A 16,340-nucleotide genomic window follows, 5' to 3' on the forward strand; every position below is an offset into this window, starting at 1 on the left:
TCGCGGTCACATGCTGGTGCGCCGGCATCTTCGGACTTCGGACGGACCGACCCGACGGGACACGCTTTGGACCCCTATTCCGCGCTTCTTCCCCGACCCCGGCAAGCCCTTTCACGCCCGGGAAAATGCCTGCTCAACGCGGGTGTGGCAGTCAAGGTCGCGGGGTCGCCCGCGACCGAGGCGCTGGTGAGGAGGTTCGTCTCGGGACTGCCGCTGCCCGCCCCCGGGCCCGAGGGCGATCCAGCTAATACCACTCAGACCACTTGGGTTTCCGTGACCGAGACCGACGACGCCCCGGGCGCGTACCGGCTGGAGGTCACCGAGTCGGGCGTGGACATCCGCGCCGGCGGCTTCGAGGGCGCCGCCGGCGCGCTGACGACGCTCCGGCAGCTCATGCCCGTCCAGGCGTGGCGGCGCGAGTGGGCGGGCGACGCCGGCGGCTGGGCCGTGCCGTGCGGCACGGTGGCGGACCACCCGGCGTACGAGTGGCGCGGGGCCATGCTCGACGTGGCCCGCCACTTCTTCCCCAAGCAGACCGTGCTGCGCTACGTCGACCTGCTCGCGGCGCACCGCTTCAACCGCCTGCACCTGCACCTGTCGGACGACCAGGGATGGCGTGTGGAGAGCCGCCGCCACCCGCGCCTGCACGAGGTGGGGAGCTGGCGTCCGCTGACCCGGCTCGGCCCCGACGGCGTCGCGGACGGCACCCCGCACGGCGGCTACTACACGCTCGACGACCTCGCCGAGATCTCGGCGTACGCACGCGCCCGGGGGATCACGATCGTCCCGGAGATCGACGTGCCGGGGCACACCTCCGCGCTGCGCGCGGCCTATCCGGAGCTGGGCCGTCCCGGCCAGGAGCAGGCCGTGCTCGACACCGTCTGGGCGGGCGGCTCGTCCATCAGCCCCACCCGCCCGGTCGTCGCGTTCCTCCAGGACGTCCTGGAGGAGATCCTCGACGTGGTCGACACGCCGTACGTGCACCTCGGCGGGGACGAGTGCGACATGAGGTGGTGGGCGGACGACCCCGCGATCGCCGCGGAGATGGCCGAGCACGGATACACCGACGTGAAGCAGATGCACGGCCACTTCCTCCGCGCCCTCGGCGGGTTCCTCGCCACCCGCGGCGTACGCATGGTCGTGTGGGACGAGGGCTTCGTGACCGGGGGCGTGCTGCCGGACACCATCGTCATGGCGTGGCGCGGGCACGAGGTGGCGGGCCGGGCCGCGGCGTCGCAGGACGTCGTCCGTACGCCGCTGTTCCCCACGTATTTCAACTTCGACCAGTCGGACCTGCCCGAGGAGCCCCGCTCGGAGGGCGGCCCGATCACGCTCCGCGACGTCGCGGACTTCGAGCCCGCTCCCTCCGAGTGGCCGGAGGAGCTGCGCGGGCGGGTTCTCGGCGGCCAGTTCCAGATCTGGACCGAGTGGGTGCCCAGCGAGCGGCGCCTCGACTACCTGGCCTTCCCGCGCGCGTGCGCCCTCGCCGAGGTGCTGTGGAACGGGCAGGTCGACGACTTCGCGGACTTCGAGCGGCGGCTCGCCGTCCACCTCGAACGGCTCGACGCGATGGGCGTCGGCTATCGCCCGCTCGCGGGGCCGCACCCCTGGCAGACCGGCGGCACGGGGGTCTGGCGGCGCTCCGGGCCCGGGCGGATCGAGGAGACCAAGAAGTGGGTGGAGTCCGTCTCCCGCGAGCCCTGACCGGGGTCTGACAGACTCCCTGGTCAAGACCCGGAAACTCCTATTGCGAATGGAAATGTGACCTGATGACGCAGAATGCGAACTTCCTGTGGGGCACGGCCACCTCGTCGTACCAGATCGAGGGCGCGGTGAGCGAGGACGGGCGCACCCCGTCCATCTGGGACACCTTCTGCGCGACCCCCGGCACGGTGGCGGACGGCGACACCGGCGCCGTCGCGTGCGACCACTACCACCGCATGCCCGAGGACGTGGCGCTCATGGCCGAGCTCGGGATGGACGTCTATCGCTTCTCGCTCGCCTGGCCCCGCGTGCAGCCGGACGGCACCGGCCCGGGCAACCCCGCGGGCATCGCCTTCTACGACCGTCTCGTCGACGAGCTGCTCGACAAGGGCATCCGCCCGTGGGTGACGCTCTACCACTGGGATCTTCCCCAGGCGCTGGAGGACGCGGGAGGCTGGCCGAGCCGCGACACCGCGTATCGCTTCGCCGACTACGCGGCCATCGCGTACGACGCGCTGGGCGACCGGGTGGACCAGTGGACGACCCTGAACGAGCCGTGGTGCTCGGCCTACCTCGGCTACATCACCGGCCGGCACGCCCCGGGCCGCCAGGACGCCCGCGCGGGCATGGCCGCCCTCCACCACCTGCTGCTGGGGCACGGGCTGGCGGCGCGGGTGATCCGCGAGAAGGCGGCGGCGAGCGGCCGCTCCGACCGGCTCGAAGTGGGCATCACGCTCAACCTCGGCCCCAAGGTGCCCGCGAGCGACTCCCCCGCCGACGTCGCCGCCGCCCGCTGGGCGGACGGGTGGGACAACCGGCTCTACCTCGACCCGCTGATCCGGGGCGAGTATCCGGCCGACATCGCCGACAAGCTCGCCGAGCTGGGCTGCCCGCTCCCGGTGCGGGACGGCGACCTCGCGGTGATCTCGGAGCCGCTCGACGTGCTCGGCGTCAACTACTACTCCTCGCACATGATCCAGGCCGGGCCGGTGGGGCAGAACGGCTGGCCGTCGCCGGTCGTCGTGCGCCGCGACGTCCCGCGCACCGCGATGGACTGGGAGGTCACCCCCGCCGCGCTCACGGACCTGCTGCTGCGCCTCGAACGGGAGTATCACGGCCCGGCCTGGTACATCACCGAGAACGGCGCGGCGTACGCCGACGTGGCCGACGAGAACGGCTACGTGGACGACGTCGAGCGGGCGGAGTATCTGCGCACGCACATCGACGCGGTGCTGGAGGCCCGGGCGCAGGGCGCCGACGTCCGCGGCTACTTCGCCTGGTCGCTGCTCGACAACTTCGAGTGGTCGTACGGCTATGACCGCAGGTTCGGCATCGTCCGGGTCGACTACGACACACAGAAGCGGACGCCGAAGCGCTCCGCGCGCTACTACGCCGAGCGCGTCGCCGCCGAGAAGGAGAAGGCCGCGAAGGAGAAGGCGGAGAAGGGCCGGGCGTGATCACCGTTCTCACCAGCCACCTCGGCTACAACACCGGGAGCACGAAGAAGGCCGTCGTGCTCCTGCGTGGCCGGGTGGCCGTCGAGGGTGCCGTTCTCGTCGACGAGGAGGACGGCACCCGGACCACGCTCGCCGTGGGCCCGGAGGAACGGGTCGACGGCTGGTCCCTCGGCACGTTCCGGCGCGTCGACTTCAGCCGGGTGCGCACCGAGGGGCGTTATCGGGTGGAGGTGGTCACGCCCGACGGGGTGCACGCCGGCGAGCCGTTCGTCATCGGCACGCGGCGGGTGCAGCACATGACGCTGTCGGACACCCTCTACTACTTCAAGGCGGTGCGGTCGAGCGGCGAGATCGACCGCAAGGACCGGCACGCACGGTTCTACCAGGACGACTCGGGCCGTACGGTCGACGCGCGCGGCGGGTGGCTGGACGCCTCAGGCGACCACAGCAAGTTCCTCAGCCATCTCAACTACACCCGCATGATGAACCCCCAGCAGACGCCGCTGTGCGCCTGGGCGTTCATGGCCGCCCGCGACCGGCTCGCCGCGCACCATCCGGAGCTGTCGCGCAGCCTGGGCGCGCGCATGCGCGACGAGGGCCTCCACGGCGCGGACTTCCTGGTGCGCTTCCAGTCCGAGGAGGGCTACTTCTACACGGCCATCTTCGACGCGCTGACGAAGGATCTGGACGAGCGGGTGATCAACGCGCCGCTGCAGGACAGCGTCAGGACGACCCGCTGGCAGGCCGCCTACCGCCAGGGCGGAGGCATGGCCATCGCGGCGCTCGCCCGCGCCGCGACGCTCGACGACCACGGCGACTTCACTCCCGGGGAGTATCTGGCCGCCGCCCACCGCGGGTTCGCCCACCTGGAGGAGCACAACCTCGACTACCTCTACGACCGCACGGAGTCGGTCATCGACGACTACTGCGCGCTCATGGCCGCCACCGAGCTCGGCCGGGCCGCGCGCGTCGTGTCCGGCGCGCCCGATCCGGCGGCGTACGAGAAGGCCGCGCTGCGGCGCGCGGAGTCGCTCATCGGCCGCTACACCGACACCGGCATGGGCTTCGGCTACCTGAAGGGAGACGTGGAGGGCAGGCCGTTCTTCCACGCGGCGGAGGCCGGTCTCCCCACGGTGGCCCTCATGCGGTTCGCCGAGACGTACGACGGCCGCGCGCTCGCCGGTCAGGCACGCGCCACGGCGCTCGCGCTCATGCGCGACGCGGCGCACCTGGCCGACGAGGTGCCGAACCCCTTCGGCTACGCCCGGCAGTACGTGCAGCCGGCCGGCCGGCCGCCGCGTACGGCCTTCTTCTATCCGCACGACAACGAGACCGGCTATTGGTGGCAGGGCGAGAACGCCGCGATCTGCTCCCTCGCGTACGCGGCACTGCTCGCGGCCGAGCTCCCCGAGTGCGACCCCGCCCTGCGCGACCGGCTGCTCCGGCTGGCGGACGACCAGGTGCACTGGGTGATGGGGCTGAACCCCTTCGACGCCTCGATGATCCAGGGCAGGGGCCGCAACAACGTCGAATATTCCACGGTGTTCCAGAACGTGCCCGGAGGCATCCTCAACGGGGTGACCAGCGGCTTCGACGACGAGCACGACATCGCGTTCATGCCGGACGAACACCGTGAGACCGGTCATTCATGGCGCTGGGCCGAGCAGTGGATCCCGCACAGCGCGTGGTTCCTGCTCGCCGTCTCGGCGCTCGGTTAGGAGGCGGCCATCACGATCATCCGTCCGTTCCGGCCGTTCGACCTGCCGGGCATGTATCGGGTGTGCCTGCGGACCGGCGACTCCGGCAGGGACGCCACCGGGCTCTACCACGACCCGGATCTGCTCGCGCACGTCTACGCCGGGCCGTACCCGGTCGCGGATCCCGCGCTCACGTTCGTCGCCGCCGACGAGGGCGGCGTCCTCGGCTACATCGTCGCGACCGCCGACACGTTCGCGTTCGAGACCTGGCTGGAGGAGAACTGGTGGCCCGCGCTGCGGGAGCGCTATCCGATCGAGCTGGCCACCGATCCGGCGGACGGCAGCCAGGACTGGCAGCGCGTCGCCCACATCCACCGGTCGCGGTCCCGGCACGACGAGCTGTACGACCGCTATCCGGCGCATCTGCACATCGACATCCTGCCCAGGGGCCAGGGCGCCGGGCTCGGCAGGCGGCTGATGACCACCCTGCTCGACGCGCTGCGGGCACGGCGGGTGCCCGGCCTGCACCTGGGCGTGGGCAGCGGCAACCCGGGCGCGTACGCGTTCTATCGGGCGATGGGCTTCACGGAGGAACGCCGGGGCGACTGGGGTTCCATCATGGTGATGGACCTCCGCGAGTGACCGGACGACCGGCCCGTCCGGGCCGGTCACGGGGGAGGAGCCGCCCCGGAGCTGGGCAAACCGCGATGCTAACCTAAGTCAGTCGCTTTAAACGCGCATTACGCCCCGCCCGCGCAACGGAAGAATCCGCGCATGTCCCCTGTCTCCGTCACCCATACAGCGCGCCGGCTCAGAGGCGTCGCCGCGGTCGCCGTGGCAGGGGTGGCGCTGTTCGCGCTCAGGGACCGGATCCCCGATCCGGACGCGGTCTGGGCCTCGATACAGGGGGTGAACCTCGGCTGGCTGGCCGTCGCCGTGCTCGCCGAGGCCCTCTCGATGCGGCTCTTCGCGGCGCTGCTGCGCCGTCTGCTCAGGAGCGGGGGCGTCAGGCTCACCACTCCGCGCTCGATGGCCGTCACGTACGCCCGCAACGCCGTGTCGAGCTCCCTGCCCGCCGGACCGGTGCTCTCGGTCGCCTTCACCATCCGCGAGCTCGGCCGGCTCGGCGCGTCCACGTCGCTGTCGGCCGCGACGCTCGCGCTCAGCGCCGTCTATTCGACCACCACCTTCGCCCTGCTGGGGCTGGTCGCGCTGCTGGGCGGCGACGCGACCCGGATGCCCGCGCTGATCGCGCTGGCCGCCGCCGCGACGGCCGTCTTCGCACTGGTGCGGCTGCGCCGGCGGCGGCACGGCGCACACCGTCGCGACCCACACCGGCGCGACCCACACCGGCGCGACCCACACCGGCGCCGCGCCTGCCGGATCCTCTCGGCCGGCGACGCGATCAGGCCGACCGGCAGAGACCGGCTGGTCCTCGTCGTCCTGGCGCTGGCCAACTGGCTTCTCGACGTGGCCTGCCTGGCCGCCGTGTGCGCGGCCGCGGGAGTCGGGCTCGGGCCCCACACCGTGCTGCTCGGCTACGTCGCGGGCAAGATCGCTGCGACGGTCGCGTTCATCCCCGGCGGGCTCGGCGTCACCGAGCTCGGCATGGCCGCCACGTTCGTCGGAGCGGGCACCACCGGCACCATGGCGGCGGCCGTCGTGGCGCTCTATCGGCTGATCTCCTACTGGGCCGTGCTCGCCGTCGGCTGGATCGCCTGGCTGCTGCTGCGCGACGCGGTCCGGGCCCGCCTGGCCGCGGCCGGACGGTGGCTGCTCGGCGTCGCCGGGTGCGGTGACGACAAGACGGGCATGCGCCCGGCGAGGTGAGGCTACGGGTCGCCGGAAACGGGCGCCAGCCACAGCCCGACGAGCGCGTCGATCAGTCCGGTCGCCGTGTCGTTCCAGCTCGGCCGCGGCGTGGACGCGCCTTTGGCGAGAGCGCGCTCGCGTTCGGCGCACACGTGTGTGATCAGATGCCACGCCATGTCGCCGCGCTCCGCCCGGACGCCGGCGGGCAGCTCGGGCAGGCAGCGGTGGAACCCGGCCATCACCTTGCGCAGTGAGCCCTGCGTCTCCTCGGCGATGATCGCGCGCAGCGAGGGATCGGTCACCACTTGGGCGATGAAGCGGGCACACCAGGTCGGAGTGCCCTGGGCGGCCAGATGCTCGGTGACCGGGCGGACCAGGCAGGCCACCCAGTCGCGTACGTCGGCGGAGTCGCCGATGCCGGCCAGCATCCGCTCGCGTATCCGGTCGACCGGCTCGGCGTGCCTGCGGGCGATCGCGCGCACGAGATCGGCCTTGGTGCCGAAGTGGTAGCCGACCGCGGCGTTGTTGCCCTGCCCCGCCGCCTCGCTGACCTGGCGGTTGGACACGGCGGACACGCCGTGCTCCGCGAACAGCCGCTCCGCCGCCGACAGGATCCGCTCACGGGTCGCACCGACCCGTTCGGCTCGCACCTTCCCGGCCATCCTCACCCGGCCATCCTGGACACGGCCATCCTCACCACCGCACCGGAACCGCTGCGCGGTTCACCGAACGAAAGGCCACCCGGCCCGGTGCAAGTTCATCCATGCCGGCGAGGTAAGTCAAGCAGTTGAATTAAAACGCCTCGCGGCGCTCGCGAGCACGGGTGGCCAGCGTCACGGGTACGGCGTGGCCCAGCACGCCGACGCCCCAGCCCAGGACGGGCCAGATCGGCCACGGATACCAGGAGCCGGTCGACCGGCCGACGACGAGCCAGACGGCCACCATGAGGAGCGACGTGCCGGCATAGACGCCGGCGTGGATGCGCACCCCGAGCCTGGCCGCCCTGGCCTTCCGGGCCGGGCCGCGCGCCCGGTCCCTCGACGTACGCAGCCGGGGCGGCAGGTCGGCGAGGAGCGCGTCGAGCTCGGCGTGGTGCCGCGCGCGGGTGGCGAGGCCGAGGCGCTCGTCGAACTCCTCCTTGGTCAGATAGCCGGCGCCGTACGCGTCGGCGAGCAGCTCGACCGCGTGGTCGCGGTCCGCCGCGCCGGCCCGGGGAGAGGCGGCGGGTGTGGCAGCGGGGGCGGCGGGCCTGGAGCGCAGCGTGGTGCCGGAGTAGGTGGTCAAGGGAGCCTCCAGGGGTCGGGCGGGCAATCACCGCGAATGTCGATAACCGAAGCGTCGCACAGACGCACTAGCGAATGCAATACGCTACAGTTAACATGTGTAAACAAAAGAAGGGAGACAGGCCCATGGAGGCGACCTCGACGACCGGTCCTTCACGACGTCAGAGGGTGCGCGACGCCACGCTGCGGGAGCTGATCTCGGTCAGCCGCGAGATCCTGACGACCCAGGGCGTCGAAGCGCTGACGATCCGGGCGGTCGCCCGGGAGATGGGGATGACCCCGCCCGGGGTCTACCGCTACTTCGACAGCCACCGCGCCCTCCTCGACGCGGTCATCCTGGCGATCCTGGACGAGCTCACCGAGTTCGTCGCCGCCGCCGTGGACGAGGTGGACGAGGCCGACACGGCGGGCAGGCTCGTGACCGCCAGCAGGGCGCTGCGGCGCTGGGGGGTCGAGCACCCCCGGGAGTTCCACCTCTCCCTGGTCGTCTCCCCGCCGGAGGAGGAGAACCCGACGGTCCGCCGGGCGCGAGGCCAGGTGGGCAGGCTGTTCGGCGAGATCTTCGCCGGAGTCTGGCGCGACTACGGCAACGCATCCCCCGCGGCCTGGCCCCGCGAGCCCCGGATCGAGCCGCTGGCCGAACGGCTCGTGCGGATCCTGGAGATCACGATGCCCTCCACGGCGGCCGCGGCCGCCTTCACCCGCTGCTGGATGCGGCTCTACGGCATGGTCTGCCTGGAGTCGCTCGGCCTCCCACGGATCGTCGGCGACGAGGAGGGCGACCTGTTCGAGGCGGAGCTGGCCGAGCTCTCACGGACGCTCGGCCTTCCCGAGGCCGCCCTGCGTACCGGCCGCTGACGTCCATCCCACCCCCCACATCGAAGGAGAGCCATGACCCCCCTGCAGCTCAGCCAGCCCACCCAGATGATCGCCGGCGCCGTCCTGCTGACCATCGTGACCATCGAGTTCGGCGGGTGGTTCCTCACCCGGATCGTCCGCGGCGCGGTGCCGATGACGCCCTTCCAGCAGGCCTTCGCCCGAGCCGGCCACGCGCACGCGGGGGTGCTGGTCATCCTCGGGCTGGTGGGCCTCCTCTTCGCCGACGCCACCGGTCTCGACGGTGCCGCCCTGTGGACCGCCCGGCTCGGCGTGCCGCTCGCGGCCGTGCTGATGTCCGCCGGATTCTTCCTGTCGTCCATCGGACGGGACGTGACCCGGCCCAACCGCCTGATCGTCCTGCTCTGGCTCGGCGCGCTCTGCCTGGCGGCGGGCGTGCTGACCCTCGGCGTCGGCCTGCTGACGAGCTGACGGCCGTCCCCTCGGGGACTGCCTACTCTGACGTCAGAGTAGGGTGAGGCTGGTCACATGGTTCTCCCGGCCGACGCGCCGCCGTCCCGCCGACGTCTCCTACGACGTCCCGTCCTCGCGCCCCGCGTCGTGACCGCCGGAAGGCCAGGTATCCGGGCGGCCTCGCCGCCCGCCGGGGCCCGCTCGCGTGGGAACGTCCTGCGCGGCGGGTCCGGCCACACGGGATCGCACGTGGAGAGGAGGACGATGTCCGTCTACCGCGTCAGGATGTACAGCGGGTTCCAGCGCACCCTCACCGCCGACCGGGTCGTCGTCAACGGCGACAACATCTGTTTCGAGCGGAGTAGGAACGGGTCCTGGGTGGCGGCGCTCCAGCTGCCGACGCAGCTGGTCACCCGGGTCCGCCGGAGGTGCGTCCAGCCGGACGGCACGGTCACGTGGAACGTCGAGAAGCCGGAGCCCAGCACCTACTGATCGAGCTCCTGCTCCCAGATCATTGCTCCATAACCTTCCGTGAGAGTAGAGTCTGGCCCGCTTGCGGTGGGACTCCGCTTCGCCGCGTGCTCACCCATCGCAGGCGTCAACGCCACCGCACGGCCCGCCTGGCACCTTCCCCCTCGCCGGGCGCGCCGTCGCGGTGGGAACCGGCGTTGTTCTGCGAAACTCCACCCGTACGTAACGGTAGGCCGTGAGTGGCGACGTACCCGCGAGAGCTTTGACCGCGGGGGGTAGGAAAGGTGAGCGGAGCGATGCCTGAAGGTCTGGTGCAGATCGGCGAGGTCGCCGAGCGGCTCGGGCTGTCTTTGCGCACGATCCGCCATTACGAAGAGGTCGGCCTGGTCGTGCCCGCCCGCACGCAGGGCGGTTTCCGGCTCTACAGCGAGGAGGACGTGCAGCGCCTGGCGCTGATCCGGCGGATGAAGCCGCTGGCGTTCACGCTGGAGGAGATGCGCGACCTGCTGGAGATCACCGACCGGCTCGCGCGCGGCGACGACGATCCCGGCCTGGTCGCCCGGCTGCAGCTCTTCGAGCGGGCGGTCGCGGAACGCGCCGACAGGCTGCGCGAGCAGCTCGCGATGGCCAGGGAGTTCGCCGAGCAGCTCCGGCGTCAGCGGTTGAGCGCCCCGAAGCCGACGCCCGCGCACTGACCTTTCCCGTCTCCCGGCGGCCCCGGCCCGTCCCGCGGGCCCCGCGGGACCCGTACGGACCGGAGCCCGCACAGGCGTCCGGGTAATGGTTCGTTATGCGGATACCCGCCCTCGCCTTGGGGATAGCGACCATTCGTATGGCCTGCCTAATCTGCGATAAGTGACGCTCTTTCCGACCGTTTGACGCACCGCGCATGGAAGGGCGGGGCGCTTCGCCACGGAAGGTGCCCGCTGGTGACCAAGGAGCACGACACGATGAACTCGCAGACCATGGACCGCGCCGACGTCCGTACGGACGAGTCGGTCCTCGACGAATACACGTGTCCGGTGCCGCACACTCCACAGGAGGTCGGCGCCGTACGACACCGCGCGCTCGGCGTGCTGACGGCCTGGGGGACGCCCGGGACCGCCGCGCAGGAGGCCGTGCTGGTGATCTCCGAGATGGTGACCAACGCCGTGCTCCACGCCCTGCCGCCGGCCGAATTCCGGCTCCTCCGCTGCGCGGAGGGCGATCACGACATCATCCGGGTCGAGGTCACCGACGCCGGGGCGGCCCCGGTGTGGCCGGGTGCCGAGGCGGCCCCGGGCGAGTGCGGGCGCGGCGGCGTCGTCGTCGACGCCCTCGCCATCCGGCACGGCGCCCGGAGCGGGCCCTCCGGCACGATCACCTGGTGGGCGGACCTGCCGGCCCGCTGAGAACATCCCGCGTTCCGCGGCGCAGCGTCTCCGACGGGGACTCCCCGAAACGCCGGCGGTAGGCGAGCGCGAACCGCCCCAGATGGACGAACCCCCAGCGATAGGCGACGTCGGTGACCGTGGTGGCGCCCGGATCCCCGACCATGAGCTCGGCCCGCACCCGGTCGAGGCGCACTTCCCGCAGGTAGCTCATGGGCGTCGTCTCCAGCTGACGCCGGAACCCCTCCTGAAGCGCCCGCGCGCCGACGCCCACCGCCTCGGCGATCTCCTCCACCGTGAGCGGTTCCGCCGCCCGCGCCTCGATCAGCTCGACGGCCCGTTCCACCGCCGTCGGTGCGACCCGGGGCTGGGCGCCCGACAGCGCCTCGCTGTAGTTGCTGGGCTGGGCCAGCAGCAGCTGGGTCATCAGCAGCCCCTCCAGCTGCCGGAGCGCGACGGGCTGCTCCAGCATGGCCCCGCCGGTTTCGGCCTCCCGTCTGAGCAGCTCGACGACCGAGAGCCATGACCGTACGGGCGGCCGGGTCAGGTCCATGCCGAGGGAGAAGGTGAGCGGCCTGCGCGGGGTGCGCCCCATGAGCCTGCCGAGGTGGGCTTCGAGCGCGGCGCGGTCGAAGCGGACGATCAGCGACTCGAGCCCGGAGGGCCACCGCATGCACATGGGCCGGGTCAGCGACAGCACCGAGGCGAGCTCGGGCGTCGCCACGATCCGCTCCCGGCCTTGCGACACCTCGGCGGCGCCGCTCAGCGGGATCTCGACGAGCAGATAGTCGTCCACCGGCTGCGGTGTGATCAGCACCTCCGTGCCGTAGCCGAGCGAATAGAGCCCGACTCCGTCGAACGCGACCCCGTTCAGGCGGGCGTCGAGCCGGATCTCCGGATCCACCGGGCGCAGTCCGTGGACGCCGAGGTCGTTCCCGACCAGTCTGCAGGCCTCGTCGACGTCGTGTGTGCGCAGCCGCAGGTGTGCGGCGAGTGGTAGCGACTGTTCGGCCATCTTCCGCCTCCCCCCGCGGCGCAGGCCCCCGTTCCCGCAGGTCGCGGGCACGATTCAAGCCTATGTGATCGGCTGGGACACGGCCGCGGTGCGGACCGCCAGGGCGCGCTCAGATCACCCGGAGGCCCGAATCACCCGGACCCTCAGATCAGCCGGATGCTCAGATCACGCGGCGGGAGACGATGCCGGTGCCGACGTCGTGGCCGCACCACAGGCGGAAGCGCTCTCCGGGGCGCAGATACAGGACCGCGTCGTCGTCGTTGGTCGCGATGGTCACCACGTGCAGGCGGTCACCCGGGATCAGCGGCTCCTCGTCGTCCGACGTGATCGCCGCCTGGAAGGGATGGCTCGCTCCGCTGCCGTACTCCCCCGCGTCGGCGCAGATCACCAGCGACTGTGTGCGGGAGGGCAGTTCGTGCGGCAGGCCACCCTGGTCGGAGGGCAGGAGCGAGATGAGTGCCTTTGCCTGGACGGTCATGGAGACCACCAACTTTCCCGCGTCAATTGCACGGCATCATGTGCACGGCATCGTTTGCACCGCATCGTTTGCACTGTGCAACGTTCGCTCCGGCCGATTGCTTCCCGGGGCTCACCCTCCAGTGTGCGCCGCGGGTGCGGTCGAGCCGCGCACCACCAGCTCCGTCGCGAGCTCGACGTGATGCGACTCGACCTGCTCCCCGGCCGCCAGGCGCAGCGCCGTACGGACCGCGACGGCGCCCATCTCCCGCAGCGGCTGCCGCACGGTGGTCAGGGGCGGCGAGGCCATCCGGGCGATCTGCGTGTCGTCGAAGCCCACGATGCTGAGGTCATCGGGCACGCGCAGCCCCCGGGCCCGGGCCGCTTCGAGCACGCCCAGCGCGATGTCGTCGCAGCCCGCGAAGATCGCCGTGGGCGCCTCCGGCAGGTCGAGCAGGGCCGCCCCGCCCGTCACGCCGTCGTGGTAGTGGAAGGTTCCGGCCCGCGCGTACCCGGGCAGGACGGGCGCGCCCGCGGCCTCCATCGCGGCCCGATAGCCGTGCAGCCGGGCCTGGTTGCAGGCCGCGGTGGCCGGGCCGCCCAGATAGGCGACGCGCCGGTGACCGAGCGCGAGCAGGTGCTGCGTCGCGGCCATGCCACCGGCGAAGTTCGTCGAGCCGACGCTGGTCACCCGGGCCCTCGGCAGGTTCAGCGGGTCGATCACGACGAGGGGCAGCCGCGCCCGGGCCAGGGCGGTGAGCTGCACGGCGGTCAGCTCGCCGGTGACGGCGACCAGCGCCCGGCGTCCGGCCGCGACCAGGTCACGCGCCCACCCTCCCGTGCGGTCGGCGTCGCGCCGGATGCTCACCACCACGGCCACGTCGAGATCGGCCCCGGCCTGCACCGCGCCCTGGACGATCTCGGTGGAGTACGCGTTGAGGTCCGCGTCGAACTCCACCTCGATCGTGTCGGGCGCGGTATCGCCCCGGCGCTGCGGCGGCGCGATGTAGTTGTGCTGCGCCAGCAGCGACAGCACCAGGGAACGCGTCTCCGGCGCGACGTCGCTGCGGCCGTTGAGCACCTTCGACACGGTCGCGACCGACACCCCCGCCGAGGCCGCGACCGTGGCGAGTGTGGCCCGCCTACGACTGGGCGGCATCTGTTCCTCCCTGATCGGGGCTCTCGGCCGGTCGCACGTCCACGGGGGTGACGAGCCGCCGCTCGTGGCCGACGTGGCGCAGCGGGCCGGTCAGCCGCACCCGGCCCCGGCACGGCAGGTCCGACGCGGAGGTGCCGACGTAGACGTCGATGTCCCCGGGCTCGACGATCCGCCGCAGGTCGCGGCCGGTGAAGGCGGTCCTGTCCGCGTGCACGGTGAAGGTCGCCCGCGCGCTCTCGCCGGGTGCGAGCCGCACCCGGGCGAACCCGGCGAGCTGCCGCATCGGCCGGGTCACCTGCGCGAGCACGTCGTGCAGGTAGAGCTGGACGACCTCCTCGCCCGCCCGCTCGCCGGTGTTGCGCACCCGCACCGACACGGTGAACTCCCCGTCGGTGGGCACCTCCTCGCCATCGATCTCCAGGTCGCCGATCTCGAAGGTGGTGTAGGACGCGCCGTAGCCGAACGGGAACAGCGGGGTCGGGTCGATGTTGCTGATGCCGTGGCTGTCGGAGCCCAGCGGCGGCTGCAGGTAGGTGCCCGGCTGCCCGCCCGGGGTCCGCGGGATCTGCACCGGCAGCTTCCCGCTGGGCTGCACGCGGCCGGACAGGACGCCGGCGATGGCCGCCCCGCCCTCCTCGCCCGGCATGAACGCCTGGACGAGCGCGGCCGCCCCCTCGCTGACCCGCCCCAGCGCGTACGGCCGGCCCGACACCACGACCACCACGACCGGCGTGCCGGTGGCGGCCAGCTCGACCAGCAGGTCCTCCTGGACTCCCGGCAGCCTCAGGTCCTCGGCGTCGCAGCCCTCGCCCGAGGTGCCCTGCCCGAACAGCCCGGCGAGGTCGCCGACGACGGCCACGCACAGGTCGGACTCACGGGCGGCCGCGAGCGCGGCGGCGAAACCGGAGCGGTCCTCCTCCCGCCAGTCGCAGCCCCGCTCGTGGACGATCTCGGCGTCCGGCAGCTCGGCCCGCAGCGCGTCGAGCAGGCTCGGCGCCTCCAGCCCGAGCCCGAGCTTCGGATAGCGGGGCAGCACGTGGTTGGGGAAGGCGTAGCAGCCCATGAACGTGCGCGGGTCGTCGGCGCAGGGCCCGACCACGGCCACCCGGCGGGGCCCCTGGCGCCCCTCTCCGAGCAGCGGCAGCGCGTCGCCCGCGTCGAGCAGCACGATCGACCGCTCGGCCAGCTCCCTGGCGAGCGCCCGGTTGGCCGGAGAGTCGAGGTCCACGGCGTCCGCGCCGGCCACCGACCCCTCCGGCGTCCAGTCCGGGTCGAGCAGCCCGAGCTGCACCTTCTGGGTGAGCAGGCGGCGCGCGGCCCGGTCGACCAGTTCCTCGGGCACCTCGCCCCGCCGCACCCGCTCGGCCAGGTGCCGGCCGTAGCCGAGCGTGTCGGGCAGCTCGACGTCGATGCCCGCGGTCAGCGCGAGCACCCCGGCCTCCTCGTGGTCCGCGGCGACCTGGTGCATCTTCGCGAGGAACGCGATCGCCCAGTAGTCCGACACGACCGTGCCGGTGAACCCCCACTCGTCGCGCAGCACCTCGGTCAGCAGCCACGGGTCGGCGGCGGCGGGCACGCCGTCCACGTCGGAGTAGGAGTTCATGACCGAGCGCGCGCCGCCCTCGGCGATGGCGGTCTCGAACGTCGGCAGGATCATGTCCATCAGCTCGCGCCGGCCCATCGGCACCGGGCCGTGGTTGCGGGCCGCCCGCGACGCGGAGTAACCGGCGAAGTGCTTCAGGGTGGCGATGATCCCGGCGCTCTCCAGGCCGCGTACGTAGGCGGAGCCGAGCATCGCGACGAGGTACGGATCCTCGCCCATGGTCTCCTCGACCCGGCCCCAGCGGTAGTCGCGCACCACGTCGAGCACCGGCGACAGGCCCTGGTGGGCGCCCACGGCCCGCATGTCCCTGCCGATCGCGGCGGCCATCCGCTCGACCAGTTCGGGGTCGAAGGTCGCGCCCCAGGCGATCGCGGCCGGATATACGGTCGCACCATAAGTCGTGAAACCCGTGAGGCATTCCTCGTGGACCAACGCCGGGATGCCGAGTCTGGAGTGCTTCACCACCTCGCGCTGCAGCCGCACCACCTCGGCCGCGCCCTCCGCCGGAGTCACCGGAGCACTGCCGAACACCCGGGTCAGGTGGCCGAGCCCATTGCGTGCGGCCTCCTCTATAGGCACCGTGCCCGAGGCGGCGAAGACGTCCTGCATGGGGGCCACATTGAGCGCGTTCTCGGGCTCGATCTCCTCCTGCGCCTGCATGTCGTTGCCGATCCACCTGCTGCCGAGCTGGCCGATCTTCTCCTCAAGCGTCATCTCGGCGAGGAGGGCCTCGACCCGATCGGCCACGGGGAGTGTCCGGTCCTGCCATGCCCGGAGCGTCCCGTCCGCCGTGTGCGTCCGATCTGGGGCCGTCATGTGCTCTCCTCAAAAAGGTTTCGAAACATTTCGGCGTCCGGGGCGGTTCTATCGCTAAACTTTCGGTCAACCGTGATCGCCGAGCGTGACGCCTGTTCGTCGGTACTTTACACACGCCTCACGTCAAGCTGGGGAGGTCGTGAGAGCGCTCTTGACAGTGAGGTATCGCAAATCTAGATTGGCGTGCCACGCGGCTTGTGTCGAAAT

16 protein-coding genes are annotated in these 16,340 nt (G+C 72.1%); 10 read left to right on the forward strand and 6 right to left on the reverse strand.

Features of this window, described 5'->3' with window-relative positions; all coding sequences use genetic code 11:
• The first annotated feature begins 66 nt into the window (after positions 1-66).
• From OHB01_RS08940 to OHB01_RS08960, 5 genes are all read left to right on the forward strand, one after another.
• Positions 67-1,704: a beta-N-acetylhexosaminidase gene (locus tag OHB01_RS08940; protein WP_328708831.1), complete on the forward strand. Its 1,638-nt coding sequence runs from the start codon at positions 67-69 to the stop codon at positions 1,702-1,704.
• 65 nt (positions 1,705-1,769) lie between these two features.
• Complete coding sequence (locus tag OHB01_RS08945) at positions 1,770-3,161, forward strand: GH1 family beta-glucosidase (protein ID WP_328708830.1); 1,392 nt, start codon at positions 1,770-1,772, stop codon at positions 3,159-3,161.
• The gene (locus OHB01_RS08950) at positions 3,158-4,879 is read left to right on the forward strand and encodes a glycoside hydrolase family 9 protein (protein ID WP_328708829.1); all 1,722 of its coding nucleotides are present in this window, start codon (positions 3,158-3,160) and stop codon (positions 4,877-4,879) included. The genes OHB01_RS08945 and OHB01_RS08950 overlap by 4 nt, the downstream gene beginning before the upstream one ends.
• A 51-nt stretch (positions 4,880-4,930) precedes the next feature.
• The gene (locus tag OHB01_RS08955; RefSeq protein ID WP_328708828.1) at positions 4,931-5,500 is read left to right on the forward strand and encodes a GNAT family N-acetyltransferase; all 570 of its coding nucleotides are present in this window, start codon (positions 4,931-4,933) and stop codon (positions 5,498-5,500) included.
• A 132-nt stretch (positions 5,501-5,632) separates the two neighbouring features.
• Positions 5,633-6,688, forward strand: a complete 1,056-nt coding sequence (locus tag OHB01_RS08960; protein WP_142650820.1) for a lysylphosphatidylglycerol synthase transmembrane domain-containing protein — start codon at positions 5,633-5,635, stop codon at positions 6,686-6,688.
• 2 nt (positions 6,689-6,690) lie between these two features.
• Here the strand turns inward: OHB01_RS08960 and OHB01_RS08965 are convergent, their stop codons facing one another.
• Both OHB01_RS08965 and OHB01_RS08970 read right to left on the reverse strand, forming a co-directional pair.
• Positions 6,691-7,332, reverse strand: a complete 642-nt coding sequence (locus OHB01_RS08965) for a TetR family transcriptional regulator (protein ID WP_147943843.1) — start codon at positions 7,330-7,332, stop codon at positions 6,691-6,693.
• 130 nt (positions 7,333-7,462) lie between these two features.
• The gene (locus OHB01_RS08970) at positions 7,463-7,954 is read right to left on the reverse strand and encodes a DUF1707 domain-containing protein (protein ID WP_222709569.1); all 492 of its coding nucleotides are present in this window, start codon (positions 7,952-7,954) and stop codon (positions 7,463-7,465) included.
• A 125-nt stretch (positions 7,955-8,079) separates the two neighbouring features.
• Here OHB01_RS08970 and OHB01_RS08975 point away from each other — a divergent pair, with 125 nt between their 5' ends.
• From OHB01_RS08975 to OHB01_RS08995, 5 genes are all read left to right on the forward strand, one after another.
• Positions 8,080-8,811, forward strand: coding sequence for a TetR/AcrR family transcriptional regulator (locus tag OHB01_RS08975; protein ID WP_328708826.1), 732 nt, complete (start codon positions 8,080-8,082; stop codon positions 8,809-8,811).
• Between the two features lie 33 nt (positions 8,812-8,844).
• Complete coding sequence (locus tag OHB01_RS08980) at positions 8,845-9,261, forward strand: hypothetical protein (RefSeq protein WP_142650823.1); 417 nt, start codon at positions 8,845-8,847, stop codon at positions 9,259-9,261.
• A 246-nt stretch (positions 9,262-9,507) separates the two neighbouring features.
• On the forward strand, positions 9,508-9,735 hold the full coding sequence (locus tag OHB01_RS08985; RefSeq protein ID WP_142650824.1) for a hypothetical protein: 228 nt from the start codon (positions 9,508-9,510) through the stop codon (positions 9,733-9,735).
• Positions 9,736-10,010: 275 nt separating this feature from the next.
• The gene (locus tag OHB01_RS08990; protein WP_142650825.1) at positions 10,011-10,409 is read left to right on the forward strand and encodes a MerR family transcriptional regulator; all 399 of its coding nucleotides are present in this window, start codon (positions 10,011-10,013) and stop codon (positions 10,407-10,409) included.
• A gap of 234 nt (positions 10,410-10,643) precedes the next feature.
• Positions 10,644-11,105 (forward strand): ATP-binding protein, encoded by a 462-nt coding sequence (locus OHB01_RS08995; RefSeq protein ID WP_205830914.1) that lies wholly within the window; start codon positions 10,644-10,646, stop codon positions 11,103-11,105.
• Here OHB01_RS08995 and OHB01_RS09000 read toward each other — a convergent pair.
• The 4 genes from OHB01_RS09000 to OHB01_RS09015 form a co-directional block, all read right to left on the reverse strand.
• Positions 11,074-12,099 (reverse strand): AraC family transcriptional regulator, encoded by a 1,026-nt coding sequence (locus OHB01_RS09000; protein ID WP_142650827.1) that lies wholly within the window; start codon positions 12,097-12,099, stop codon positions 11,074-11,076. The two genes, OHB01_RS08995 and OHB01_RS09000, sit on opposite strands and share 32 nt — an antisense overlap.
• A 160-nt stretch (positions 12,100-12,259) precedes the next feature.
• Entirely contained in the window at positions 12,260-12,577 is a 318-nt protein-coding gene (locus tag OHB01_RS09005) for a hypothetical protein (RefSeq protein ID WP_147943827.1), read from the reverse strand.
• 111 nt (positions 12,578-12,688) lie between these two features.
• Positions 12,689-13,714, reverse strand: coding sequence for a LacI family DNA-binding transcriptional regulator (locus tag OHB01_RS09010; RefSeq protein WP_142650830.1), 1,026 nt, complete (start codon positions 13,712-13,714; stop codon positions 12,689-12,691).
• Positions 13,698-16,133, reverse strand: coding sequence for a glycoside hydrolase family 3 N-terminal domain-containing protein (locus OHB01_RS09015; protein WP_328855208.1), 2,436 nt, complete (start codon positions 16,131-16,133; stop codon positions 13,698-13,700). Before OHB01_RS09015 ends, OHB01_RS09010 begins: the two co-directional genes overlap by 17 nt.
• Positions 16,134-16,340: the final 207 nt, after the last annotated feature.

This window comes from Microbispora hainanensis, from assembly GCF_036186745.1.
Classification (GTDB): Bacteria; Actinomycetota; Actinomycetes; order Streptosporangiales; family Streptosporangiaceae; genus Microbispora.